Here is a 22,592-nt window from a genome sequence, read left to right as displayed (position 1 = left end):
GTACGCCCCGCGACGACCTTCTGCACATCTGCCGCGCGCAGTGCCATGAGCCTGCAAGATGCCTAGGATGGCTCTAGGGCAATGGTTGGCGCCCTGTCGATGTGTTCACTTGAAGTAAAGGTAATGACATGAAGAAGGCAAAACTAAGCCTCGCCTGGCAGATCCTCATCGGCCTCGTCCTCGGCGTCGCAATTGGCGCTCTGCTGAACCATTTCAGTGCGGAAAAGGCATGGTGGATCGGTAACGTACTGCAGCCTGCCGGCGACATCTTCATTCGCCTGATCAAGATGATCGTCATCCCGATCGTTATCTCCTCGCTGATCGTAGGGATCGCTGGAGTAGGCGACGCGAAGAAACTGGGCAGCATCGGCCTCAAGACCATCATCTACTTCGAGATCGTGACTACCATCGCGATCGTTGTCGGTCTTGGATTGGCCAACGTCTTCCATCCGGGCAGCGGCATAGACATGAGCACCCTGGGTACCGTGGATATCTCCAAGTACCAGGCCACTGCGGCCGAAGTGCAACATGAACACGCGTTCATCGAGACCCTGCTGAACCTGATCCCGTCGAACATCTTCGCAGCGCTGATGCGTGGCGAAATGCTGCCGATCATCTTCTTCTCGGTGCTGTTCGGCCTGGGCCTCTCCAGCTTGCAGGCCGACCTGCGCGAACCGCTGGTACGCACCTTCCAGGGCGTGTCGGAAGCCATGTTCAAGGTCACCCACATGATCATGAACTACGCGCCGATCGGCGTGTTCGCCCTGATTGCCGTGACCGTGGCCAACTTTGGCTTCGCCTCGCTGCTGCCGCTGGCCAAGCTGGTGCTCCTGGTGTACTTCGCCATTGCCTTCTTTGCCTTCATGGTGCTGGGCCTGGTGGCACGCCTGTTCGGCTTCTCGATCATCAAGATCATGCGCATCATGAAAGACGAGCTGGTGCTGGCGTACTCGACGTCGAGCTCCGAGACCGTGCTACCGCGCGTGATCGAGAAGATGGAGGCCTACGGTGCGCCCAAGGCGATCTGCAGCTTCGTGGTCCCGACCGGCTACTCGTTCAACCTTGACGGCTCGACCCTGTACCAGAGCATCGCTGCAATCTTCATCGCCCAGCTGTACGGCATCGACCTGTCGTTGAGCCAGCAACTGCTGCTGGTCCTGACCTTGATGGTCACCTCCAAGGGTATTGCTGGCGTGCCGGGCGTTTCGTTCGTGGTGTTGCTGGCCACCCTTGGCAGTGTCGGCATCCCGCTGGAAGGCCTGGCATTCATCGCCGGTGTCGACCGCATCATGGACATGGCCCGTACCGCGCTGAACGTGATCGGCAACGCCCTTGCCGTGCTGGTCGTCTCCCGCTGGGAAGGCATGTACGACGCCGCCAAGGGCGAGCGCTACTGGAACTCCCTGCCGCACATGCGCGGCAAGCAGACGGCAGTGGTTGGCGAGACTGCAAAACGCTAGGCCATACCTGAGCTGAACCAGAAGCCCCGACTCGTCGGGGCTTTTTGCTTCCCACAGGTTAGGGGCGAACCCGGCGCCCCGATACGCTATGATCCCACCCATTTTTCAGGGGGACTTTCGGATGCTCAACGGCCTTTGGCTCGGCTTTTTCCTGGTGGCGGCCGTCTCTGCCATGGCGCAGTGGCTGATCGGGGGGAATGCGGGCATCTTCGCGGCGATGGTCGAGAGCATCTTTGCCATGGCCAAGCTGTCGGTCGAGGTCATGGTCTTGCTGTTCGGCACCCTGACGCTGTGGCTGGGTTTCCTGAAGATCGCTGAGAAAGCCGGCATCGTCGAATGGCTGGCCAAGGTGCTCGGCCCGCTCTTCGCGCGCCTCATGCCCGAGGTACCGCCTGGCCACCCTGCGCTGGGCCTGATCACCTTGAACTTTGCCGCCAATGGCCTGGGTCTGGACAACGCAGCCACCCCCATCGGCCTCAAGGCCATGCGCGCATTGCAGGAGCTGAACCCCAGCAGCACGACGGCGAGCAACGCGCAGATCCTGTTTCTGGTGCTCAATGCCTCGTCCCTGACCCTGCTGCCGGTGACGATCTTCATGTACCGCGCCCAGCAAGGGGCGATGGACCCTACACTGGTGTTCCTGCCCATCCTGCTGGCGACCAGCTGCTCGACGCTGGTCGGCCTGCTCTCGGTCGCGGTCATGCAGCGGCTGCGCCTGTGGGACCCCGTGGTGCTGGCCTACCTGATCCCCGGCGCGGTGCTGCTGGGCGTGTTCATGGCCTTCCTGGGTACCTTGTCGGCTGCAGCGCTGGCCAGCCTGTCGTCGATCCTGGGCAATCTGACCCTGTTCGGGCTGATCGTGCTGTTTCTGGTGATTGGGGCGCTGAAGCGAGTCAAGGTGTATGAAACCTTCGTGGAGGGCGCTCGAGAAGGTTTCGATGTGGCCAAGAGCCTGTTGCCGTACCTGGTCGCCATGCTCTGCGCGGTAGGTGTGCTGAGGGCCTCGGGCGCGCTGGAGCTGGCACTCGATGGCATCCGCCATGCGGTTGACTGGATGGGAATGGACACCCGCTTCGTCGAAGGCCTGCCCACTGCGCTGGTCAAGCCGTTTTCAGGCAGTGCCGCGCGCGCGATGCTGATCGAGACCATGCAGACCCATGGCGTCGACAGTTTCCCGGCCCTGGTGGCGGCGACGATCCAGGGCAGCACCGAGACCACATTCTATGTGCTGGCGGTGTACTTCGGTGCAGTGGGTATCCAGCGTGCTCGCCACGCTGTCGGTTGCGCGCTGCTGGCCGAGCTGTCGGGCGTGATCGCGGCGATCCTGGTCTGCTACTGGTTCTTCGCCTGAGCCTTCCCTGGGGCGGCTGATGCGTCGCCCACCACCTTGAAGCGCAGCACGCCGATCACCTGCCCGTCCTCGGTCAGCACCCGTACCTGCCAGCGGCCGACCGGATTGGGCGGGAAGTTCTGCTTGTGGGTCCAGGCACGGTAGCCTTCCTTGCGCCCGCCCTTGATGTCCAGGGCGATGCGGTCGACCTCTTTGCCGTTCAGCTGCCACACATGGTAGATGCGCTCGTTCAGGCCGCGCGGGGCGTTGATCGCGGTGTAGGCGTACAAGCCGGCACTGAGGATGCGGCTGGCCGGCACCTCGTCCAGCGAGTCCCCCGGGGTGCGGTTCTGCAGCTCGGTGCTCACCGCCACTTCGGTCATCCACAAGGTCGCGGGCGGCACCCACGAGCGCAGCAGCCAACCGCAGCCACCGACGGCCAACGTCAGCGCCACCAGGCCTACGCCGCGTCGCCAGTCGGTGATCGGGAAGCTGGTCGCCAGGCTCGGGAAGGACAGCACCATTGCCGCGATCAACGCCAGCTTGAAACTCTGCGAGGTGGTCAGGTGCAGGATGATCGGCAGCGCCGTGAGCAGGGCCGCGAACAGTGTCAGCGTGTGCAAGGCCATGAACAGCCAGCGCCGTGGCGCCAGCCAGCGGTAGTACAGCGGGTCGATGATGGAGATCAGTCCCGCCGCGCCGAGCAGCCCGGTGAACAGCAGCTGGCCGCTGTTCCAGGTGGTGGTGATGAAGAAGAACGGCAGGACGAAGAACAGGCTTTCCTGGTGGATCATCTGCGTTGCATACCGCAGCAGCGGTTGCGGGATCTCGCGGTTGAAGGTGCGACTGAACAACCGTGTGACGGTGTTTTCCAGCATCAGCCAGACCCAGCTGACCAGCAGCATCACCGCGATCCAGCTGGCCAGCCCGGCCTGGCGGTCAACCAGGATGAAACTGCCGATACCCGAAAGGAAACCACCCAGGGCGATGACCCCAGGATAGCGCTTGAGCAGTTCGATCAAGCGCTGGATGAGTTGCGGTATTGGAGGCATGGGGGGCCGTCTGGATTAAGTAACTGCACAGGATACCGCCGATTCATCGATCCCGTGTAGCGCCGCTCGGGGGCGTCGGTGCGTGGCGCCGACGGCGTAGCAGGCCGGCGGCGAGAACCAGCCCCAGCACCAGCGCCACCATGCCGTACAGCTCGTCATAGCCGAGTAGTGGTTTCTCGATGCGCAGGTATCCCGGCTCCTTGAGCAAGCCGTCCAGCGCTTCATTGGCTTCCTTCAGGGTGACCTGGCGCAGCTTCTTGACCGGGTCTGTGAAACGGCCATCGTTGTAGTCATTGAGTGCGCCCCAGTAGTAGTCGGCCAGGGCGCTGTTACCCTGGGTGGTCCAGCTCTCACGGGCGATGGCCGCTTGCTTGATACGCTCGAAAGTGTCCGGGTCGAGCCCTTCCTTGCGCATCTGCTCGAACAATTCCTCCAGTACCTTCACGGCCTTGTCGAGGTCCTGGCGTTCAAGGTCGGCGTTCAGGCTGAGAATGCCGCTGTTGCCAAAGCTCTCGCGCTGGATACTGGGCCCGTAGGACAAGCCGTTGCGCAGCCGGAGCTGGTCGTACAGGGCCCAGTCCATGTAGCGCGATAGCAGCTCGAGGGTCTGGTCGTGGGCATTGTCGAGCACCGGCTCGATGAACAGCCAGTGCAGCTTGACGCTGTCGCCCACCCAGCCGCGGGTCAGGTCCCGGCGGTGTTCGGCCTGCTGGGTGATGGTTTCAAGGTCGCGGCGCTCTGCAGGCTCCACCGCAGGCAGCTCGCCAAAGGTGCGTTCCAGGTAGGCCGGCAGCAGGCGGTCGAAGCCACCCACCATGATCAGGGTCATGTTGTTGGCGGCGTACCAGTGGTTGCGCAAGGTCTCGACCTGCTCAAGGGTCATGTCTTCGAGAGAAGAGCGCTCGGGGCATTTGAGGCCGAGTTCGATTGCCAGTTGGTCACTGGCGCGATGGCCGATGTCCTGGCGGTCTAGCCAGCGCTGCAGGTGACCGTAGTGGCCGCCGTCCTCGCGTTCGATGATCTTCTTGGCCGTGGCCAGTGCCTTGGGGTCGATGCGGGTGTCGTGGATCACGGCGAGCAACAGGTCGAGGACCTTGCGCTGGTTGCGCGCCGGCGCCTCGATCACAAAGGTGGTATCGGTACTGCTGGTGTAGGCGTTCCATTCTCCGCCTAGCGCCTGCATACGAGCCTCGAGGCCACCCTCGCCGGTTTCATCGATACCGCTGAACAGCAGGTGTTCGAGCAGGTGCGGCAGCTCTTTCTGCTCACAGTTGAAGTCGTCCAGTCCTACTCCGACCACCAGGCGGATAGCCACGTGATCACGTTCGTAGCCGGGTTTGAGTATCACTTGCAGACCATTGGGCAACAGGTAACCCTCGGTCCGTGTTCGGTCGAGAGCAAAGCCCGGAAGGCTGAAGATCAGCAGGCAGATCAACGACAGGCAACGCATGAAATCTTCCAGGCCGGTATTCGTAAATGTACAGGTCAGGACAGGCGGACTTCGTCCGGCACGCTGTCGAGCATGAGCCCGCCGGTGTCCGCGCCCCCCAGTACCACATAGGCACTGCTGCAGAACAAAGAGTTCAAACGTTTCATGTCTGCGATCAGCTCCAGGTGCAGCGAGCTGGTCTCGATACTCTGCACCACCTTGCGTTGCAGACGGCTGACGTGAGCATGCGCCAGGCGCCGTTCGTGGGCGCGAAACCGACGCTTCTCGCGCAGCAGTTGGCGGGCGCTTTCGGGGTCGGCGCTGAGGAATACCGACAAACCCAGGCGCAAGTTGGCCAGCAGTTGCTCTTGCAGCCCGGACAGCTCCTGCAGGCCGATCTCGGAGAACTCCCGGCGCTGAGAGGTCTTCTGCTGCTGGACCTTGCGCAGCATGCGCTCGATCAGGTCGGTGGCCAGCTTGAGATTGATCGCAAGCTCGATGATCTCGGCCCAACGGCGGTTGTCCTGCTCGCTGAGGTCTTCGCGCGGCATCTGTGCCAGGTAGAGCTTGATGGCGTTGTACAGAGCCTCGGCATCTTCGGCGAGGGCCCGCACCTGTTGCGGCAGGGCCGACTGGGTACCGCGCAGGGCACCGAGCATGGCGTCCAGCAGGCTGTCGACGATGTCGCCCAGGCGCAGGGTCTCGCGCACGGCGTTGGCCAGCGCCAGGCTCGGCGTTACCAGCGCTGTAGGGTCCAGATGACGCGGCCGGGCGCGGCCGTTGCTGTCTTCCCGGTCGGGGAGCAACCAGCTGCACAGGCGCGCCATGGGGGTCACGGTGGGCAGCATCAGCAGGCAGCGCAAGGTGTTGTAGATCAGGTGGAAGCCGATCACCAGTTCTTGCGGGCTGAAGCGCAGCTGGTCCATCCATCGCACCAGCGGGTCGAGTACCGGGATCACCAGCAGCAGGCCGATCAGCTTGTACAGCAGACTGCCCAGGGCGACGCGGCGCCCGGCCGAGTTCTGCATGCTGGTGCTCAGAAACGCCAGCAGGCCGCTGCCGATGTTGGCACCGATCACCAGCCCGATCGCCACCGGCAGGCTGATCAGCTCGGCCCCGGCCAGGGTCGCGGTCAGCAGCACCGCGGCCAGGCTGGAGTAGGAGATCAAGGCAAACATCGCACCGACCAAGGCATCGAGCAGGATATCGCCGGTCAGCGAGGCGAACAGCACCTTCACGCCCTGGGCCTGGGTAATGGGCGCGGCGGCTTCGACGATGAGTTGCAACGCCAGGATGATCAGCCCCAGGCCGATACCCACCCGGCCCAGCTGGCCTGCACGGGTCTGCTTGCGCGAGAGGAAAAGGATCACCCCCAGGAAGATCAGCAGCGGCGACAGCCACGACAGGTCGAACGTCAGCACCCGCGCCATCAGCGCCGTACCCACGTCGGCACCGAGCATGATCGCCATGGCAGGCGTCATCGCCATCAGGCCCTGGCCGACAAAGGACGTCACCAGCATGGCGGTGGCATTGCTGCTTTGCACCAGTGCGGTGACCAGGATCCCGGCAATGAAGGCCAGCGGACGCCTGGACATGTTCTGGCTCAGTACTCTGCGCAGGTTCGACCCGTAGACCCTGAGGACCCCGGTCCGCACGATATGCGTGCCCCAGATCAGCAAGGTCACGGCCGAGAGCAGGTTGAGCAGGGTGAGCATAAGGCAGGCCCCCTGTTGAATGACGCCGTGGGCCATGCCTGGCCGTGGGCGTTCTTCTTGGTGTAGTCGGCTCAAGGCCTTGGCGCCAGCATCGCACAGGCTGAAACATTTTTGAAACACACACGGGCGCGGCGTGACGCTCAGGCACAAAAAAAGGCCCCGAAGGACCTTTTTCTCACTGCTGTCCGAAAGCTTATTGCCCCGGGATATCCTTGCGCAGCTTGACCGCCTCGCGGTCCTTGCCGCGCTTGTGCGCCAGTGCGGCGCGCATGCGGATGTTGATGGCTTCGACTGCCAGGGAGAACGCCATGGCGAAGTAGACGTAGCCCTTGGGTACATGCACGTCGAAGGATTCAGCGATCAGCACCGTTCCCACCACGATCAGGAACGATAGCGCCAGCATCTTCAGCGACGGGTGCTTGTCGATGAAGTTGCTGATGGCGCCCGCGCACAGCATCATCACCAGCACCGCCACGATGATCGCGGCGATCATCACCGGTACATGCGACACCATGCCCACGGCAGTGATCACCGAGTCGAGCGAGAACACGATGTCGATGATGGCGATCTGGATGATGGTGTAGAGGAACTTGCCCCCTGCGCCCTTGGGGTCTTCGCTGCTTTCGTCGTCACCTTCCAGGCCGTGGTAGATCTCCTGGGAGCTCTTCCACAACAGGAACAGGCCACCGAAGAACAGGATCAGGTCGCGGCCGGAGATGCCTTGGCCGAATACCTCGAACAGGTCGGCCGTCAGGCGCATGACCCAGGTGATCGACAGCAGCAGCAGGATACGCGTGACCATCGCCAGGGCCAGGCCGAAGATTCGGGTACGTGGCTGCATGTGCTTGGGCATGCGGCTGACCAGGATCGAGATCATGATGATGTTGTCGATACCGAGAACGATCTCGAGCGCTGTGAGGGTGAAAAAGGCAACCCAGATTTCCGGGCTGGTCAGCCATTCCATGTCTATTCCTTCGAACGATAAAGGCAATGCGCCCGGCATGGGGCGCATCGCGGGGATGAGGCGGGTTTGCTAGAGACTGCTGAACAGCGGGAAAATGCCCATGAGCAGCGCGGCGAGCATTATGCACAGGCAGACCAGCACTGCCCACTTGAGGGTGAATCGCTGGTGATCGCCAAACTCGATGCCCGCCAGGGCAACCAGCAGGTAGGTAGAGGGTACCAAGGGGCTGAGCAGGTGTACCGGCTGTCCGACGATCGACGCGCGAGCCATCTCGACAGGGGTGATGCCATAGTGGGCCGCCGCTTCGGTGAGCACTGGCAGCACGCCGTAGTAGAAGGCGTCATTGGACATGAAGAAGGTGAACGGCATGCTCACAAGCGCCGTGATCACCGCCAGGTACGGGCCGAGCGCGTCGGGGATCACCGACAGCAGGCTCTTGGACATGGCATCGACCATGCCGGTGCCCGACAGGATGCCGGTAAAGATACCTGCAGCGAAGATCAGCCCGGTCACGGCGAGCACGCTGCCGGAATGGGCGGCGATACGGTCTTTCTGCTGCTGCAGGCACGGATAGTTGACGATCATGGCAACGCTGAAGGCGATCATGAACAGTACAGGCAGTGGCAGCACGCCGCTGACCAGGGCAACCATCAGGGCCAGGGTCAGGGCGCCGTTGAAGTAGATCAGCTTGGGGCGGCGGGCGTCAGGGAACTGCGACACGCTGATCTCGCTGTGATCCACCTCATCACCGGGCAGGTGCAACTCGCCCAGGCGGGCGCGCTCGCGCTTGCCGTACATGTAGGCGATGGCCAGGATCGCGCAGACACCAAACAGCATGGCCGGGATCATCGGTACGAAGATGTCCGAGGGATCCACATGCAGAGCGCTGGCAGCGCGTGCGGTGGGACCGCCCCAAGGGGTCATGTTCATCACGCCACCGGCCAGGATGATCAGGCCGGCCATGATCCGCGGGCTCATGCCCAGGCGGCTGTACATCGGCAGCATGGCGGCTACGCAGATCATGTAGGTAGTGGCGCCGTCACCGTCCAGGGAGACCACCAGAGCCAGCACGGCGGTGCCGACCGAGACCTTGAGCGGGTCACCCTTGACCATCTTGAGTATCTTGCGCACGGCCGGGTCGAACAGGCCGGAGTCGATCATCAGGGCGAAATAGAGGATCGCGAACATCAGCATTACGCCAGTGGGCGCAAGCTTGCTGATCCCTTGCAGCATCATCGGGCCGATATCGGAGTAGAAGCCACCGAACAGGGCGAACAGGATGGGTACCAGGATCAGCGCGATCAAGGCCGAGAGGCGCTTGGTCATGATCAGGTACATGAAGGTGATGACCATGGCAAAGCCGAGGAAGGTCAGCATGGCGGTACTCCAGGCGTGGCGCGGCGAACGGGAAGGACGTTTCGGGCGTTGGGGGTCAGCGCGTGCAGCGCTGCGCCAGGAGTCGCAGGGGGGGTACGAAGAGAAGGCGGGCGCGGAAAGACATCAGTATCACCATTGTTGTTGTTAATCGGGCCGGGCGCCGCGTTTTCCGACTGCCCTGGCTGACCGGTCTTACGCCGGTAGTGACGCTATCCTAAGAGCGGAAGCTTTCATCCAGCTTTCGGCCAACACCTAATCTGCATACACCCCAGAAACGCACCGTCCTGGGGCATTACTCTGGAGGTAGATGAATGCAATTCCACGAAGGCGGATGCCACTGCGGCAACTTGCGCTACCGGCTGGAGGGGACTCTGGACGATGTCGCCCACTGCCATTGCTCGATCTGCCGAAAGGTCAGCGGCGGCCTGCTGGTGACCTGGATCACCCTTCCCTACCCGCGCTTCCAGTGGCTGTGTGGCACTCCCAGGGCCTACCGGGCCCCCGCCAGCTGCACGCGCTACTTCTGCGGCAAGTGCGGCGCCCACGTGGCGTTGATCACCCTGCACAGCCCGCAGACCATCGACATCACTGTCGCCACGCTGGACGAGCCAGAGCTGGCCAGGCCGCAGCGGCATATCTGGACCGACAGCCGCCTGCCCTGGCTGCACCTGGATGAGAACCTGCCCGGCGAGGGCCGCGAGTCACCCTGAGCATCGCTCAGGGAAGCTGCAGCCCGCCAGCGGCCTTGTGCAAGGCACGAAGGTGTTCGCCAATCTGCTTGACGTTGGTTTCGACGGCGGCGATTTCCTTGGCTCTGGCAGGTTCGAGCAAGGTGCGTGCTTCTTTGTCCAGGTCGGCGCTGAGGCGGTGCAGCTGTGCCTGGCGCTCGCTGCTGGACTTCTGCAACTGACGACGCTCATCGGCCTGGGGCAGGCCGTAACCCTGGGTGCCGAGCAGTTCGGCCGGTCGACTGAGGAAGCCGCTGTTGGCAAGTATCTGCTGCAGGGTCTCGTTGGCCTTGGCGATGCTGCCGTCATTTTGCGCCCGTGCATTGAAGTAGCGCTGCTTGACCTCGTCCTGGGCCAGCAGCAACTGGCGGCGCAAGCTGGCTTGTTCAAGCAGCAGCAATGCGGCACTGGTGCGCAGGTCGGCCTGGGCAAACCACTGCCGACGCTGCGCGGCGTCCTGCTCCAGCCAGCCCTCGACCGTTGTCTGCGGGATGGGCAGTTGTTGCTTGAGCACGTGGAACATGGCCTGGTAACGATCACGGTAGGAGTCGAAGCGGTAGCCCATGCGCAGCGCCTCGCGCGGGTCATCGAGCACGCTGGTATCGGCCAGGCCACGGCCCTTGAGCACTTCGAGCAGGCCGTTGGGAACGATGCTGTCCAGGTCCGCCAGGCGTGGATTGGCGCTGCCACTGCGTAGCAGCTTCAAGGTTTCCACCGCGCAGTTGTTGGACAGGAAGTAGTAGTTCCCGTCGTAGCTCCAGTGCATCTCGGCGGCTTGGCGGACCAGGCTTTCGATCTCCGGACGGCTGAACTTGAGGGGGATCGAGGCGAGGCTGCGCAGCTCGGTCTTGGTGTACTCATCGATCACCTGGCCCAACGGCAGCACGAACAGGCGCGACGGATAGGCGCCGGTCAGGCCATCCCAGCTCGACAGTTGCAGGTCGTTGACGAAGGCGCGGTACGACAGCACGAGGTGCTGGTCCAGGTCCAGACGGCAATCAGGGCCGCGTGGGCGCCCTGGCGCGCAGATCACCAGGCGCAGCATGCTGTGGCCCCAGCGGCTGACCCAGTTCTGATTGGCTTCGGCCAGCAGGTAGTCGACGGAATAGACCCGCTCGGGGTCGATCTCACCGAGGGGCTGGCGGGCGAAGTCGTTGCCTGCATTGAGGAAGGGCAAGCCTTTGGCGCAACTGGATTGAGTCGGTGCCCAGCCGAAGTGCTCGCTCAGGTAGCGGTTGATCGCCGGACGGCGGCAGGCAAAGCTCGGGTCGAGGAGAAAGTACTCCATGTTGACCGCGATGAATTCCTTGGGGCTGCTCAGCTCGTAGGTGTCGGGGCTGCGAACCAATTGACGATTGTGCTGCTCGCGCTCACCGCGCCTGCCAACGTACTGCGGCCAGCCCGCGAGGTCGAGCAGGCGCGGGTCGTCGCTCAGGGTAAAGCGGCGCTCGGTCTGGCCACGGCACTGCTCCGGCAGGCCAATGCTGCCCAGGCTGGACTGCTGGCGTTTGCACAGGGTTATCAGCCGTCGCTCCGGGCTTGGCCACAGGCGGGCGCGGTCGTAGATATGGGTAAGTTCGTGGAGGACGGTGGCCAGCAGCTCCTGGCGAACCGTGCCATGCGGACGGCCAGTCTGTTCGCGTGCAGCGCTGCCGTCGACCAGGCCGGGCAACAGACGGCGATTGAGTTCAAGGGTGGAGACGAGCGAGGCTTGGCCGTAGGCATCGGTGCGCATGTCATCACGCCAACTGACCGCGATACGCCGGTCCAGCTGCTGCCTGAACAGAGGCGGCAGTTTGCCAAGGGCTTCATCGAGGAGTGCCTGGGTAGCGCGCTGCTGTTGCGGATCAAGACCTGCAGCCTGCAGCTCAAGCTGCAGGTCGGCCAGGGCGGGCGTGCCGAGCAGCGTCAGGACGCAGCCAAGCAGCCAGGCACGCACGCGATTCACAGGGCGAGAATGGCTTCGGCCAGGACCTGGTCACTGACGTCGCGAGCTTCGGGCACGCGCTGGCGCACGGTATCGAATGCGGCTTCGAGCTGGGCGCCACGGATATCACCGTTGCTGGCGACGAAGCTTGCGGCGTCGTCGTGGGCTTCGCGCACCACTTTGGAGTCGCGGATCGAGGTGGTGGTGTCCGAAGTGAAGTCGATCGACCGGCCGAAGGCGCGGACGATGATATTGCTGGTGGCCACCAGGGTTTGCGCCTGGGCCACATCGGCCAGCACTAGGAAGCCGAGGGTGGCGGCGATCAGCGTTTTACGCATGGAGCATCTCCGGGTAATACAGGGAGTCGGGAGGGGAATGGTCATTGGACGAGAATCGCCCGCGCCAGTTCAAGGTCGTCGGCAGATTGCCTGGGATAGCGTTCGTGCAACGAAGTCAGCGCAGCCTGCAGGCGTGCGCCGCGGATCCGACCGTCGCTGGCGACAAAGGCGGCGGCATCGTCGCGGGCCTCCAGCACGAGCTTGCGGTCGAAGGGTGCAGTAGTCACCTGGCTGGTGACATAACCGCTCCTGACCAGAGTCTGGGTGGTGACGTCCATGGCATGGGCAGTGCCCATACCAGCAAGTGCGAACAGCAGTGGCGGCAAATAACGCATGGGTTTCGAAGGTTGATATCAAGGGGCGCCAAGGCTACCCCGAATGCGCCGGCCCAGGCCAGCGCACCGGGGGATGCATCAGATCGCCAGGATGGCCTGGGCAAGCTGGGCATCGCTTGCCTGCAGGTCAGGCATATGCTGGCGGATGTGGTCAAAGGCACTTTCCAGCTTGACGCCACGGATGGCTCCTTCGCTGCCGACAAAGCTTGCCGCATCGTCCCGGGCTGCGCGGACGACCTTGTCATCACGCAGCGACGAGGTCATGTCGGAAGTGGCATCGGTGGACTCGGCGACCGCACCGACAACCGCGTCCGTGGTAACGATGAAACTGGTGGCATTGGCGGCACCGGCCAGGGACAGCAGCAACGCGGCGCCAAACAAATGGGTACGGAACATGATCGATTGACTCCTGCATGGGCTGAGGGTGGTTCTTGCTTTCAGACGCACTCACAGCTTGTTGCGGTACTTTTTACCCAAGCTGGTGAGGAATAAGCGTACCACGAGGTGAGAAAGTTCATGCTCATAGCGTTCATACCAGAACAATTTCGAAAAACTTTACGACTACCAGTACAGTTTCGCTGCAGGCATAAAAAAACCCGCCGCAGTTCCCTGTGGCGGGTTTTCAAATTCGGTGCCGACCGTGGCCGGCGAGCCAGGCTTAACGCCAGAACGGCTTGCTCAGCTCTTCGTAGCGCTGGGCTTCGCTGATACCGGCATCTGCCAGCAGGCGAGCATCCAGGCGAGCCAGTTGACGGCGGCTCGAGAGGCGGCGCTGCCACAGCAGCATGTTGGCCAGTACGCGCAGAGGCAGCGAGGCGTGGGACTGTTGAGCGTTGCTTTCAAAAACCATGTCGGAACTGAGGGTACGTTCCATGATGTCATCCTTCCGCTTATGGCGGCATTAGGTAGTGATTTAACTGATGCCAATGATCCTCCTCTGTCGTCCATAACAGTAGATACAGTTCAACAGTAAAGCGATCAGTCAGTTAACTGATAGACCCTACTGTTGCACTCGAAAATGGCGAAACTGTACCGGTCCGCTCCGTGATGGTGCGTTTTCACCGAAAGGTCAGGGGGTCTGCTGATTCGAAGGTGGGGTTAAAGCAGTACAGTAGTACAGTTATGTGCGTTACAGCTCTTTCAGTTACCCGGCTGATGCGCATTGCACGTCATCGGCCGGATATCTGTTCTGGATCAGACGGCGATCATGCGTCCTGTTTCTTCCAGGTTGTCATGCCAGGCCAAGGCTTCGCGCAGGATGTGCGGTGTGTGGCCGCCCCGCTGACTTGCGCGCTCGAAGTAGTCATTCAGAGCGTCGCGGTAGTCAGGGTGAACGCAGTTGTCGATGATCACCCGCGCGCGCTCGCGGGGTGCCAGGCCGCGCAAATCGGCCAGGCCCTGCTCGGTGACCAGGATGTCCACGTCGTGCTCGGTGTGGTCCACATGGCTGACCATCGGCACCACGCTGGAAATCGCGCCACCCTTGGCGATCGACTTGGTGACGAAGATGGCCAGGTGAGCATTGCGGGCAAAGTCGCCTGAACCACCGATGCCGTTCATCATTCGGGTGCCACAGACATGGGTGGAGTTCACGTTGCCGTACAGGTCGAACTCCAGCGCCGTGTTGATGCCGATGATGCCCAGGCGGCGTACCACTTCGGGATGGTTGGAGATTTCCTGCGGGCGCAGCACCAGTTTGTCCTTGTAGCGCTCGAGGTTGCCGAACACGTCGGCGTTGCGGCGGCTCGACAGGGTGATCGAACTGCCCGAGGCGAAGCTCATCTTGCCAGCGTCGATCAGGTCGAAGGTCGAATCCTGCAGCACTTCGGAGTACATGGTCAGGTCTTCGAACGGCGAGTCGATAAGACCGCACATCACCGCGTTGGCGATGCTCCCGATACCTGCCTGCAATGGGCCGAGCCTGTTGGTCATGCGCCCGGCCGCCACTTCCTGCTTGAAGAAGTCGATCAGGTGATTGGCGATGCCCTGGGTCTCGTGATCCGGGGGCAGCACGGTCGAGGGTGAGTCCGGCTGTTCGCTGATCACGATACCGACGATCTTCGCTGGGTCGATCGCAATGGCGGTGCCGCCGATGCGATCATCGACCTGCACCAGCGGGATCGGGGTGCGCGTCGGGCGGTAGGTGGGGATATAGATGTCGTGCAGGCCTTCGAGATTGGCGTTGTGCGCCAGGTTGATCTCGACGATCACCTGCTTGGCGAAGATCGCGAAGCTGGCCGAGTTGCCCACCGAGGTGGTCGGCACGATATGCCCTTGCTCGGTGATGGCGACTGCTTCGATGACCGCGATGTCCGGCAGAGTCAACTGTTTGTTGCGCAGCTGCTCGACGGTTTCCGACAGGTGCTGGTCGATGAACATCACCTGGCCTTCATTGATGGCCTTGCGCAGCGTGCTGTCGACCTGGAACGGCATGCGGCGGGCCAGCACACCGGCCTCGGTCAGCTGCTTGTCGAGGTCGTTGCCCAGGCTTGCGCCGGTCATCAGGCTGATTTTCAGGGGCGAGTGCCTGGCGCGTTCGGCCAATGCAAGGGGGACAGCCTTGGCTTCGCCGGCGCGGGTGAAGCCGCTCATGCCGACGGTCATGCCGTCCTCGATCAGACCAGCGGCATCAGCCGCACTCATTACCTTGCTGTGCAGGGAGGACAAGCGGATACGATCACGGTACATGGATTGTTATCTCGGGCTACTGAAGCTAGATGCGCAGTCTAGTGTTTTAGCCCAGCCCCGTCCCACGACCAAGGTCGAATGCCGGCCTTCTGCAAGGAAAGCCGGCCAACACCGCCCTACTCCACCGCCTTGACCATGTCCTCGATCACTTTCTTCGCATCCCCGAACACCATCATCGTCTTGTCCAGGTAGAACAGCTCGTTATCGAGCCCTGCGTACCCGCTGGCCATCGAGCGTTTGTTGACGATGATGGTCTTGGCCTTGAACGCCTCGAGGATCGGCATCCCCGCGATCGGCGAGGTGGGATCGTTCTTCGCCGCGGGGTTCACCACGTCGTTCGCCCCCAGCACCAGCACCACGTCGGCCTGGCCGAACTCGGCGTTGATGTCGTCCATCTCGAACACCTGATCGTAGGGCACTTCGGCTTCGGCCAGCAGCACGTTCATGTGCCCGGGCATGCGCCCGGCCACCGGGTGGATTGCGTACTTCACGGTCACGCCGTTGTGGGTGAGCTTCTCGGTGAGCTCCTTGAGTGCATGCTGGGCCCGCGCCACCGCCAGGCCGTAGCCTGGGACGATGATCACTGTGTCGGCGTTGCTCAGCAGGAAGGTGGCATCGTCGGCCGAGCCCGACTTCACCGGGCGTGCTTCCTGGCTGCCGCTGGCTGAGGCCGCGGCCGTGGCACCGCCGAAGCCGCCAAGCAGTACATTGAAGAACGAGCGGTTCATGGCCTTGCACATGATATACGACAGAATCGCACCGCTCGATCCGACCAGGGAGCCTGCAATGATCAGCATGGAGTTGTTCAGCGAGAAGCCGATGCCCGCCGCAGCCCATCCCGAGTAGCTGTTTAGCATCGACACCACAACCGGCATGTCGGCGCCGCCGATCGGGATGATGATCAGCACGCCCATGACGAATGCCAGGATCAGCATCAAGGTAAAGGCGCTGTAATGACCGGTGAACGTGAACAGCAGCCCCAGGACCAGCGTCGTGGCGCCCAGGATAAGGTTCAGTTTGTGCTGGCCGTTGAATTGCACTGGCGCACCCTGGAACAGGCGGAACCTGTACTTGCCCGACAGCTTGCCAAAGGCGATGACCGAGCCCGAGAAAGTGATCGCGCCAATGGCCGCGCCCAGGAACAGCTCCAGCCGGTTGCCTGCGGGAATCGGGTCGCTGATGCTGGCAACGATCCCCAGCGACTGCGGTTCGAGTACCGCGGCGATGGCGATGAATACCGCGGCCAGGCCGATCATGCTGTGCATGAAGGCGACCAGTTCAGGCATCTTGGTCATCTCGACGCGCTTGGCCATGATCGAGCCGGCCGTGCCGCCGATCAGCAGGCCGAGGATCACATAGCCGATGCCGCCGGAGCCAAGCTCGGCCCCAAGCTTGTAGATCAGCCCTACCGTGGTGATGATCGCCAGCGCCATGCCGAGCATGCCGAAGACATTGCCACGCCGCGACGTGTTCGGGTGCGACAGGCCCTTGAGGGCCTGGATGAAGCAGACCGATGCGACAAGGTAGAGAAGTGTGACCAGGTTCATGCTCATCTTTACTTGCGCCCCTCAGCCTTTACAGCTTTTTTCTTGAACATCTCCAGCATGCGCCGGGTGACGAGGAAACCACCGAAAACGTTTACCGCCGCCAGGGCGACGGCCAGGGTGCCCATGATCTTGCCCGCCGTGGTCACGGTCAGTGCGGCGGCCAGCATGGCGCCGACGATGACGATGGCCGAAATGGCGTTGGTGACCGCCATCAACGGTGTGTGCAGGGCCGGGGTGACGTTCCACACCACGTGGTAACCCACGTAGATCGCCAGCACGAAGATGATCAGGTTGTAGATGCCGTCGGAAATCAGCATGTCTTCCATTGTGTTGCTCCTTACCCGTTCTTGCGGATGACCTGGCCGTCGCGGCACATCAGGCACGCGGCGACGATGTCGTCTTCGAGGTTGATCGACAGCGCGGCTTGCGGCGTGCAGATCAGCTTGAGGAAGTCCAGCAGGTTGCGCGCATACAACGCCGAGGCATCGGCCGCGACCTGGGCCGGCAGGTTTGTCGGGCCGACGATGGTCACGCCCTGCTCCACCACCACCTGGTCAGCCACGGTCAGCGGGCAGTTGCCACCCTGCGCCGCCGCCAGGTCGATCACCACCGAGCCCGGTTTCATCTGCGCCACGGTCTCGGCGCTGAGCAGCGTGGGCGCCCTGCGGCCAGGGATCAGCGCGGTGGTGATGACGATATCGGCCTGACGGGCGCGCTCATGCACTGCCTGGGCCTGGCGCTGCATCCAGCTGGCTGGCATTGGCCGTGCGTAGCCACCCACGCCTTCGGCGCACTCACGCTCCTCGTCGGTCTCGTAGGGCACATCGATGAATTTGGCGCCGAGCGATTCGATCTGCTCCTTGACCGCCGGGCGCACATCGGAAGCTTCGATCACCGCGCCCAGGCGCTTGGCCGTGGCAATGGCCTGAAGGCCCGCGACGCCAGCGCCCAGGATGAGCACGCGGGCGGCTTTCACGGTACCAGCGGCGGTCATCAGCATCGGCATGAAGCGCGGGTAGTAGTGAGCGGCCAGCAGTACGGCCTTGTATCCGGCGATGTTGGCCTGGGATGACAGCACGTCCAGGCTTTGGGCGCGGGAGGTACGCGGCGCGGCCTCCAGAGCGAAGGCGGTTATACCCCGCTCGGCCATTCTGGCGATGAGTTCGTTGTTGAACGGATTGAGCATGCCGACCACGACGGCGCCGCTGTTGAGCTGCACGAGTTCGCTGTCCTGCGGGGCGACAACCTTGAGCACCAGTTCGGCGCCGAAAGCATCGGCGGAGCTGCCAATGGAGGCACCTGCGGCTTCATAGGCAGAGTCCGGGATGCTGGCGCTGACGCCGGCATCTCGCTGGACGGTGACCTGATGACCTTGGGCGACCAGCTTCTTGATGGTTTCCGGGGTAGCGGCAACACGTGCCTCGCCCGTGTGCGTTTCGAGAGGAACACCAATGTGCACGACTTATCTCCTGCGTGACCTTGTTCTTGTATAGGTGAAGCGGCGCACTGACTGCGGATGGTGCGTCTGGGGCGGCCGATCAGCACAGGCTACTCGCAGCTTAGGGGAAAAAATCAGAAGCATCGGACAGAGTTCGCCCATGCATTCACTGAGGTCGTAAACGGCATGAAACCGCCGGGTTTGTTGGGTTTGAACCAGTATTTTCGGCAACTTGAGCAAAATTCATATTGGTTTCAAAAGCTTACGTTGAGCCGTTTAATATAATTGACTAGGGATTCATGCAGGTGGGAGGCCCTTGTGAGCGGTGGCGTATCGGTGCGCCTGCTGTACCAGCCAGTCCCGAAAAGATCGAAGCGATGCTGACTCGACCTTGCGTTCGGGGATCATCAGGTAATAGGCCCTGGGGCTGGAAAGCGCCTGGGTGTTGGCGACCACCAGTCTGCCCTCCTCCAGCTCCCGCTGGATCAGAAATGGCGGGATCAGCGCGATGCCCATCTCGTGCATGGCCGCCTGGCCCAGCATCGAGAATAGTTCATACCGCGGGCCTGTCATGTCGCGGTCGACAGTCATTCCCTGGCTGTCGAACCACTGCCGCCAGGCGTACGGGCGGGTGGTCTGCTGCAGGAGCGGCAACTGGGCGATCCGCTCGGCGGCAAGGGTGTCCTGGCCCTCAAGCAATGCCGGGCTGCATACAGGCATCGGGTTCTCGCCCATGAGGCGGTGGGACTGGGTGCCGGACCAGTCGGCATCGCCGAAATAGATGGCCGCGTCGAAGGTGGTGTCTGCAAACAGGAAGGGGCGCGTGCGATTGGTCAGGTTGACCGTGACCTCCGGATGCAGCCGCTGGAAGTCCTTCAGGCGTGGCAGCAGCCACTGGGTACCGAAAGTCGGGACTACTGCCAGCTCGATCACGTTGGCACCTTGCTGACGCATCACCGAGAGCGTGTCGCGCTCCACCGCATCCAGTTGCGCGGCCACCTGGCGGCTATATGAAAGTCCGGCCTCGGTCAGCTTCACGCCTCGGTGGGAGCGGCGAAACAGCTCGACATTGAGAAAGGCCTCCAGCCCGCCGATCTGACGGCAGACGGCGCCTTGGGTCAGGGCCAGCTCGTGGGCGGCCTTGGTAAAGCTTTCGTGGCGCGCTGCGGCCTCGAAGCAGATCAATGCGGTGGTGTTGGGAATTTTCCGGCGCATGTACGTCTACCTCACTCTTCAGGCTGTAATAAGCCATGAATTGGTAGCACGGAGTGATAAGTCTGCACAGGGGCATGCGCAATCCTCGTTTGTCGCCTCCCTTGATCGCGCCTACGATCAATGCACAAGAACTCTGCGCCCTATTTCGAGGAATCCGCTCATGGCCGGTAAGGCAAGCTTCAACTGGATCGATCCGCTCCTGCTCGATCAGCAGCTCACTGACGAAGAGCGCATGGTGCGTGAAAGCGCTTATCAGTTCGCCCAGGACAAGCTCGCTCCACGCGTGCTCGAAGCTTTCCGTCACGAGCGGACGGATCCTGCGATCTTTCGCGAGATGGGCGAAGTCGGCTTGCTGGGTGCGACCATCCCTGAACAGTACGGCGGCAGTGGCCTCAACTATGTGTGCTATGGCCTGATTGCCCGAGAAGTCGAGCGTATCGACTCGGGCTACCGGTCGATGATGAGCGTGCAGTCTTCGCTGGTGATGGTGCCGATCAACGAGTTCGGCAGCGAAGCGCAGAAGCAGAAGTACCTGCCCAAGCTCGCCAGCGGCGAATGGATTGGCTGCTTCGGCCTCACCGAGCCCAACCACGGCTCCGATCCGGGGGCGATGATCACCCGTGCCAGGAAGGTCGATGGCGGCTATCGCCTGAGTGGCAGCAAGATGTGGATCACCAACAGCCCGATCGCCGATGTGTTCGTGGTCTGGGCGAAGGATGATGCTGGTGACATTCGCGGCTTCATCCTCGAGAAGGGCTGGCAGGGACTGAGCGCGCCGGCTATTCATGGCAAGGTCGGCCTGCGTGCGTCGATTACAGGCGAAATCGTGATGGACAGCGTCTTTGTGCCAGAGGAGAACGCCTTCCCGGATGTTCGCGGCCTCAAAGGCCCGTTCACTTGTCTCAATTCGGCACGCTATGGCATCTCCTGGGGTGCCCTCGGGGCTGCAGAGGCTTGCTGGCACACTGCGCGTCAGTACACCCTCGATCGCCAGCAGTTCGGCCGCCCACTGGCAGCCAATCAGCTGATCCAGAAAAAGCTGGCCGACATGCAGACCGAAATCACTCTGGGCCTGCAGGGCTGCCTGCGTCTGGGCCGCATGAAGGACGAAGGCACCGCGGCGGTGGAGATCACTTCGCTCATGAAGCGCAACTCTTGCGGCAAGGCGCTGGACATTGCGCGCCTGGCCCGTGACATGCTCGGTGGCAATGGTATCTCCGATGAATTCGGCGTGGCTCGTCACCTGGTGAACCTGGAGGTGGTCAACACCTATGAAGGTACCCACGATGTGCATGCGCTGATCCTCGGTCGTGCGCAGACCGGCATCCAGGCTTTCTATTAATAGAGGGGCCGGTCATGGGTGCGCTATCACATCTGCGTGTGCTGGACCTTTCGCGCGTGCTGGCGGGCCCTTGGGCTGGCCAGATCCTTGCCGACCTTGGGGCTGATGTCATCAAGGTGGAGCGCCCGGGCAGCGGTGACGATACACGCGCCTGGGGACCGCCCTTCCTCAAGGATGTCCAGGGCGAGAACACCAGCGAGGCCGCCTACTACCTGGCAGCCAACCGCAACAAGCGTTCGGTGACGCTCGATTTCACTCAGCCAGAGGGTCAGCGTCTGGTACGCGAGCTGGCGGCCAAGTCCGATATCGTCATCGAGAATTTCAAGGTGGGTGGGCTGGCGGCGTATGGCCTGGATTACAACAGCCTCAAGGCGGTCAATCCGAAGCTGATCTATTGCTCCATTACCGGCTTCGGCCAGACTGGGCCTTACGCCAAGCGCGCCGGCTACGACTTCATGATCCAGGGCCTGGGAGGGCTGATGAGCCTGACCGGGCGCCCTGAGGGCGAAGATGGCGCAGGCCCTGTTAAGGTGGGCGTCGCGCTGACCGACATTCTCACGGGGGTGTATTCGACCGTGGCAATCCTTGCCGCGCTTGCACACCGGGACCAGCAAGGCGTCGGACAACATATAGACATGGCCTTGCTGGATGTGCAGGTGGCTTGCCTGGCCAATCAGGCCATGAACTACCTGACCACGGGGGCTTCGCCTCAGCGCCTGGGTAACGCCCATCCCAATATTGTGCCGTACCAGGACTTTCCCACCGCAGATGGCGACTTCATCCTTACAGTGGGCAACGATGGGCAGTTCCGCAGATTTGCAGAAGTTGCCGGGCAACCACAGTGGGCGGACGATCCGCGCTTCGCTACTAACAAGCAGCGTGTAGCTCACCGCGCGGAGCTCGTGGTGCTGATCCGCCAGGCTACCGTGTTCAAGACGACCGCTGAATGGGTGAGTCAACTAGAAGCGGCGGGTGTGCCGTGTGGGCCGATCAATGACCTGGAGCAGATGTTCCAGGATCCACAGGTCAAGGCGCGGGGGTTGGCGGTAAGCCTCGCTCATCCCTTGGCGGGCAGCGTGCCGCAAGTGGCCAGTCCCATCAGGCTCTCCGAGACGCCTGTGCAGTACCGGCATGCACCTCCTTTATTAGGTGAGCATACCGAGGCGGTATTGAGTGAGCTGCTGGGTCTTGATGCCGGTCATCTGCAGCAATTGAGGGAAACCGGGGTGCTTTGAAGTATTTGAAACATTTATGAAATAAGTCCTTGACCGGATTTCGAATCCCCTTATAATGCGCCCACTTCCAGCGTAGTTGGAACGGAAAACTCCTTGAGAATCAACGAGTTGGATGTTCAGGACAGCAGCCGGAAGTGGCTCCGGTCGAAAGATCGGTAGCGGTGAAAAAGGTGGTTGACAGCAGATTGAAACGCTGTAGAATTCGCCTCCCGCTAGCAGTGATGCAGCGAGTCAAGTGTTTGAAGTTAAACAGCTTTCTGGTTAAAAACTTCAAAATAAACGCTTGACAGACACAGAGGAAAGCGTAGAATGCGCACCTCGGTTCAGCAAGCCAAGCGCTTCGGACCAACCGCTCTTTAACAATTGAATCAAGCAATTCGTGTGGGTGCTTGTGAGTACGGACTGATAGTCTGCAAGATTATCAGCATCACAAGTGACCACATGAGCAATCATAGTAGTCATTTGAGATTGC

Annotated in this window: 20 protein-coding genes and 1 pseudogene; 5 read left to right on the top strand and 16 right to left on the bottom strand. The window is 62.0% G+C overall.

Annotation, left to right across the window (positions count from 1 at the left end; genetic code table 11):
* Positions 1 to 128: 128 nt before the first annotated feature.
* Together gltP and AC0ZZU_RS00100 are read left to right on the top strand one after the other, a co-directional pair.
* On the top strand, positions 129 to 1,460 hold the full coding sequence (gene gltP, locus AC0ZZU_RS00105) for a glutamate/aspartate:proton symporter GltP (RefSeq protein WP_476338104.1): 1,332 nt from the start codon (positions 129 to 131) through the stop codon (positions 1,458 to 1,460).
* A 121-nt stretch (positions 1,461 to 1,581) separates the two neighbouring features.
* Entirely contained in the window at positions 1,582 to 2,811 is a 1,230-nt protein-coding gene (locus AC0ZZU_RS00100) for a nucleoside recognition domain-containing protein (RefSeq protein WP_324123432.1), read from the top strand.
* Here the strand turns inward: AC0ZZU_RS00100 and AC0ZZU_RS00095 are convergent.
* From AC0ZZU_RS00095 to AC0ZZU_RS00075, 5 genes are all read right to left on the bottom strand, one after another.
* Positions 2,793 to 3,842 carry a DUF5924 family protein gene (locus AC0ZZU_RS00095; protein ID WP_476338102.1) on the bottom strand — a complete coding sequence of 350 codons (1,050 nt, stop codon included), beginning with the start codon at positions 3,840 to 3,842 and terminating at the stop codon, positions 2,793 to 2,795. The genes AC0ZZU_RS00100 and AC0ZZU_RS00095 overlap by 19 nt on opposite strands.
* Positions 3,843 to 3,885: 43 nt before the next feature.
* Complete coding sequence (locus tag AC0ZZU_RS00090) at positions 3,886 to 5,292, bottom strand: M16 family metallopeptidase (protein WP_476338100.1); 1,407 nt, start codon at positions 5,290 to 5,292, stop codon at positions 3,886 to 3,888.
* Positions 5,293 to 5,327: 35 nt separating this feature from the next.
* Positions 5,328 to 6,986 (bottom strand): Na/Pi cotransporter family protein, encoded by a 1,659-nt coding sequence (locus tag AC0ZZU_RS00085; RefSeq protein ID WP_476338099.1) that lies wholly within the window; start codon positions 6,984 to 6,986, stop codon positions 5,328 to 5,330.
* A 193-nt stretch (positions 6,987 to 7,179) separates the two neighbouring features.
* Positions 7,180 to 7,950: a TerC family protein gene (locus AC0ZZU_RS00080; protein WP_476338098.1), complete on the bottom strand. Its 771-nt coding sequence runs from the start codon at positions 7,948 to 7,950 to the stop codon at positions 7,180 to 7,182.
* A 69-nt stretch (positions 7,951 to 8,019) separates the two neighbouring features.
* Positions 8,020 to 9,327 (bottom strand): CitMHS family transporter, encoded by a 1,308-nt coding sequence (locus tag AC0ZZU_RS00075; protein ID WP_476338096.1) that lies wholly within the window; start codon positions 9,325 to 9,327, stop codon positions 8,020 to 8,022.
* Between the two features lie 311 nt (positions 9,328 to 9,638).
* On the opposite strand from AC0ZZU_RS00075, the gene AC0ZZU_RS00070 reads away from it, so the two are divergent.
* Positions 9,639 to 10,037 (top strand): GFA family protein, encoded by a 399-nt coding sequence (locus AC0ZZU_RS00070; RefSeq protein WP_476338095.1) that lies wholly within the window; start codon positions 9,639 to 9,641, stop codon positions 10,035 to 10,037.
* A gap of 7 nt (positions 10,038 to 10,044) precedes the next feature.
* Here AC0ZZU_RS00070 and AC0ZZU_RS00065 read toward each other — a convergent pair whose 3' ends face one another.
* The 10 genes from AC0ZZU_RS00065 to AC0ZZU_RS00020 all read right to left on the bottom strand — a co-directional run bounded on the left by AC0ZZU_RS00065 (position 10,045) and on the right by AC0ZZU_RS00020 (position 19,543).
* A complete protein-coding gene (locus tag AC0ZZU_RS00065) occupies positions 10,045 to 12,003 on the bottom strand; it encodes a DUF7844 domain-containing protein (protein ID WP_476338093.1) in 1,959 nt (652 codons plus the stop codon).
* On the bottom strand, positions 12,000 to 12,320 hold the full coding sequence (locus tag AC0ZZU_RS00060; protein ID WP_476338091.1) for a DUF2388 domain-containing protein: 321 nt from the start codon (positions 12,318 to 12,320) through the stop codon (positions 12,000 to 12,002). The genes AC0ZZU_RS00065 and AC0ZZU_RS00060 overlap by 4 nt, the downstream gene beginning before the upstream one ends.
* A 41-nt stretch (positions 12,321 to 12,361) precedes the next feature.
* Positions 12,362 to 12,655, bottom strand: a complete 294-nt coding sequence (locus tag AC0ZZU_RS00055) for a DUF2388 domain-containing protein (RefSeq protein ID WP_476338090.1) — start codon at positions 12,653 to 12,655, stop codon at positions 12,362 to 12,364.
* 78 nt (positions 12,656 to 12,733) lie between these two features.
* Complete coding sequence (locus AC0ZZU_RS00050) at positions 12,734 to 13,051, bottom strand: DUF2388 domain-containing protein (RefSeq protein ID WP_476338089.1); 318 nt, start codon at positions 13,049 to 13,051, stop codon at positions 12,734 to 12,736.
* A 262-nt stretch (positions 13,052 to 13,313) separates the two neighbouring features.
* Positions 13,314 to 13,529 carry a DUF1127 domain-containing protein gene (locus AC0ZZU_RS00045; protein ID WP_158460934.1) on the bottom strand — a complete coding sequence of 72 codons (216 nt, stop codon included), beginning with the start codon at positions 13,527 to 13,529 and terminating at the stop codon, positions 13,314 to 13,316.
* 320 nt (positions 13,530 to 13,849) lie between these two features.
* Positions 13,850 to 15,343, bottom strand: coding sequence for an acetyl-CoA hydrolase/transferase family protein (locus AC0ZZU_RS00040; RefSeq protein WP_476338088.1), 1,494 nt, complete (start codon positions 15,341 to 15,343; stop codon positions 13,850 to 13,852).
* Positions 15,344 to 15,459: 116 nt separating this feature from the next.
* Positions 15,460 to 16,896 carry an NAD(P)(+) transhydrogenase (Re/Si-specific) subunit beta gene (locus AC0ZZU_RS00035; protein WP_476338086.1) on the bottom strand — a complete coding sequence of 479 codons (1,437 nt, stop codon included), beginning with the start codon at positions 16,894 to 16,896 and terminating at the stop codon, positions 15,460 to 15,462.
* A 2-nt stretch (positions 16,897 to 16,898) separates the two neighbouring features.
* Positions 16,899 to 17,216: an NAD(P) transhydrogenase subunit alpha part 2 gene (locus AC0ZZU_RS00030; protein ID WP_476338085.1), complete on the bottom strand. Its 318-nt coding sequence runs from the start codon at positions 17,214 to 17,216 to the stop codon at positions 16,899 to 16,901.
* 11 nt (positions 17,217 to 17,227) lie between these two features.
* Positions 17,228 to 18,349, bottom strand: coding sequence for a Re/Si-specific NAD(P)(+) transhydrogenase subunit alpha (locus AC0ZZU_RS00025; RefSeq protein ID WP_476338084.1), 1,122 nt, complete (start codon positions 18,347 to 18,349; stop codon positions 17,228 to 17,230).
* A gap of 276 nt (positions 18,350 to 18,625) precedes the next feature.
* Positions 18,626 to 19,543, bottom strand: a complete 918-nt coding sequence (locus tag AC0ZZU_RS00020) for a LysR family transcriptional regulator (protein WP_476338082.1) — start codon at positions 19,541 to 19,543, stop codon at positions 18,626 to 18,628.
* A 160-nt stretch (positions 19,544 to 19,703) separates the two neighbouring features.
* Here AC0ZZU_RS00020 and AC0ZZU_RS00015 point away from each other — a divergent pair, with 160 nt between their 5' ends.
* Entirely contained in the window at positions 19,704 to 20,885 is a 1,182-nt protein-coding gene (locus AC0ZZU_RS00015) for an acyl-CoA dehydrogenase (protein ID WP_158460940.1), read from the top strand.
* 14 nt (positions 20,886 to 20,899) lie between these two features.
* A complete protein-coding gene (locus tag AC0ZZU_RS00010; protein WP_476338080.1) occupies positions 20,900 to 22,120 on the top strand; it encodes a CaiB/BaiF CoA transferase family protein in 1,221 nt (406 codons plus the stop codon).
* Between the two features lie 270 nt (positions 22,121 to 22,390).
* Here the strand turns inward: AC0ZZU_RS00010 and AC0ZZU_RS00005 are convergent.
* Positions 22,391 to 22,592: pseudogene (locus AC0ZZU_RS00005) on the bottom strand (hypothetical protein); the annotation flags it as partial.

The organism is Pseudomonas sp. JE3303, from assembly GCF_056312565.1.
The sequence above is the reverse complement of the archived record's forward strand: the minus strand, read 5'-3'. Positions and strand labels throughout refer to the sequence as shown.

What these genes read in the sequence shown, in the direction of transcription:
- AC0ZZU_RS00050 (WP_476338089.1), bottom strand. Translation starts at nt 13,051, where the DNA reads ATGTTCCGTACCCATTTGTTTGGCGCCGCGTTGCTGCTGTCCCTGGCC.
- AC0ZZU_RS00085 (WP_476338099.1), bottom strand. Translation starts at nt 6,986, where the DNA reads ATGCTCACCCTGCTCAACCTGCTCTCGGCCGTGACCTTGCTGATCTGG.
- AC0ZZU_RS00010 (WP_476338080.1), top strand. Translation starts at nt 20,900, where the DNA reads ATGGGTGCGCTATCACATCTGCGTGTGCTGGACCTTTCGCGCGTGCTG.
- AC0ZZU_RS00035 (WP_476338086.1), bottom strand. Translation starts at nt 16,896, where the DNA reads ATGAGCATGAACCTGGTCACACTTCTCTACCTTGTCGCATCGGTCTGC.
- AC0ZZU_RS00030 (WP_476338085.1), bottom strand. Translation starts at nt 17,216, where the DNA reads ATGGAAGACATGCTGATTTCCGACGGCATCTACAACCTGATCATCTTC.
- AC0ZZU_RS00100 (WP_324123432.1), top strand. Translation starts at nt 1,582, where the DNA reads ATGCTCAACGGCCTTTGGCTCGGCTTTTTCCTGGTGGCGGCCGTCTCT.
- AC0ZZU_RS00020 (WP_476338082.1), bottom strand. Translation starts at nt 19,543, where the DNA reads ATGCGCCGGAAAATTCCCAACACCACCGCATTGATCTGCTTCGAGGCC.
- AC0ZZU_RS00090 (WP_476338100.1), bottom strand. Translation starts at nt 5,292, where the DNA reads ATGCGTTGCCTGTCGTTGATCTGCCTGCTGATCTTCAGCCTTCCGGGC.
- AC0ZZU_RS00045 (WP_158460934.1), bottom strand. Translation starts at nt 13,529, where the DNA reads ATGGAACGTACCCTCAGTTCCGACATGGTTTTTGAAAGCAACGCTCAA.
- AC0ZZU_RS00055 (WP_476338090.1), bottom strand. Translation starts at nt 12,655, where the DNA reads ATGCGTTATTTGCCGCCACTGCTGTTCGCACTTGCTGGTATGGGCACT.
- AC0ZZU_RS00040 (WP_476338088.1), bottom strand. Translation starts at nt 15,343, where the DNA reads ATGTACCGTGATCGTATCCGCTTGTCCTCCCTGCACAGCAAGGTAATG.
- AC0ZZU_RS00060 (WP_476338091.1), bottom strand. Translation starts at nt 12,320, where the DNA reads ATGCGTAAAACGCTGATCGCCGCCACCCTCGGCTTCCTAGTGCTGGCC.
- AC0ZZU_RS00080 (WP_476338098.1), bottom strand. Translation starts at nt 7,950, where the DNA reads ATGGAATGGCTGACCAGCCCGGAAATCTGGGTTGCCTTTTTCACCCTC.
- gltP (WP_476338104.1), top strand. Translation starts at nt 129, where the DNA reads ATGAAGAAGGCAAAACTAAGCCTCGCCTGGCAGATCCTCATCGGCCTC.
- AC0ZZU_RS00070 (WP_476338095.1), top strand. Translation starts at nt 9,639, where the DNA reads ATGCAATTCCACGAAGGCGGATGCCACTGCGGCAACTTGCGCTACCGG.
- AC0ZZU_RS00015 (WP_158460940.1), top strand. Translation starts at nt 19,704, where the DNA reads ATGGCCGGTAAGGCAAGCTTCAACTGGATCGATCCGCTCCTGCTCGAT.
- AC0ZZU_RS00095 (WP_476338102.1), bottom strand. Translation starts at nt 3,842, where the DNA reads ATGCCTCCAATACCGCAACTCATCCAGCGCTTGATCGAACTGCTCAAG.
- AC0ZZU_RS00075 (WP_476338096.1), bottom strand. Translation starts at nt 9,327, where the DNA reads ATGCTGACCTTCCTCGGCTTTGCCATGGTCATCACCTTCATGTACCTG.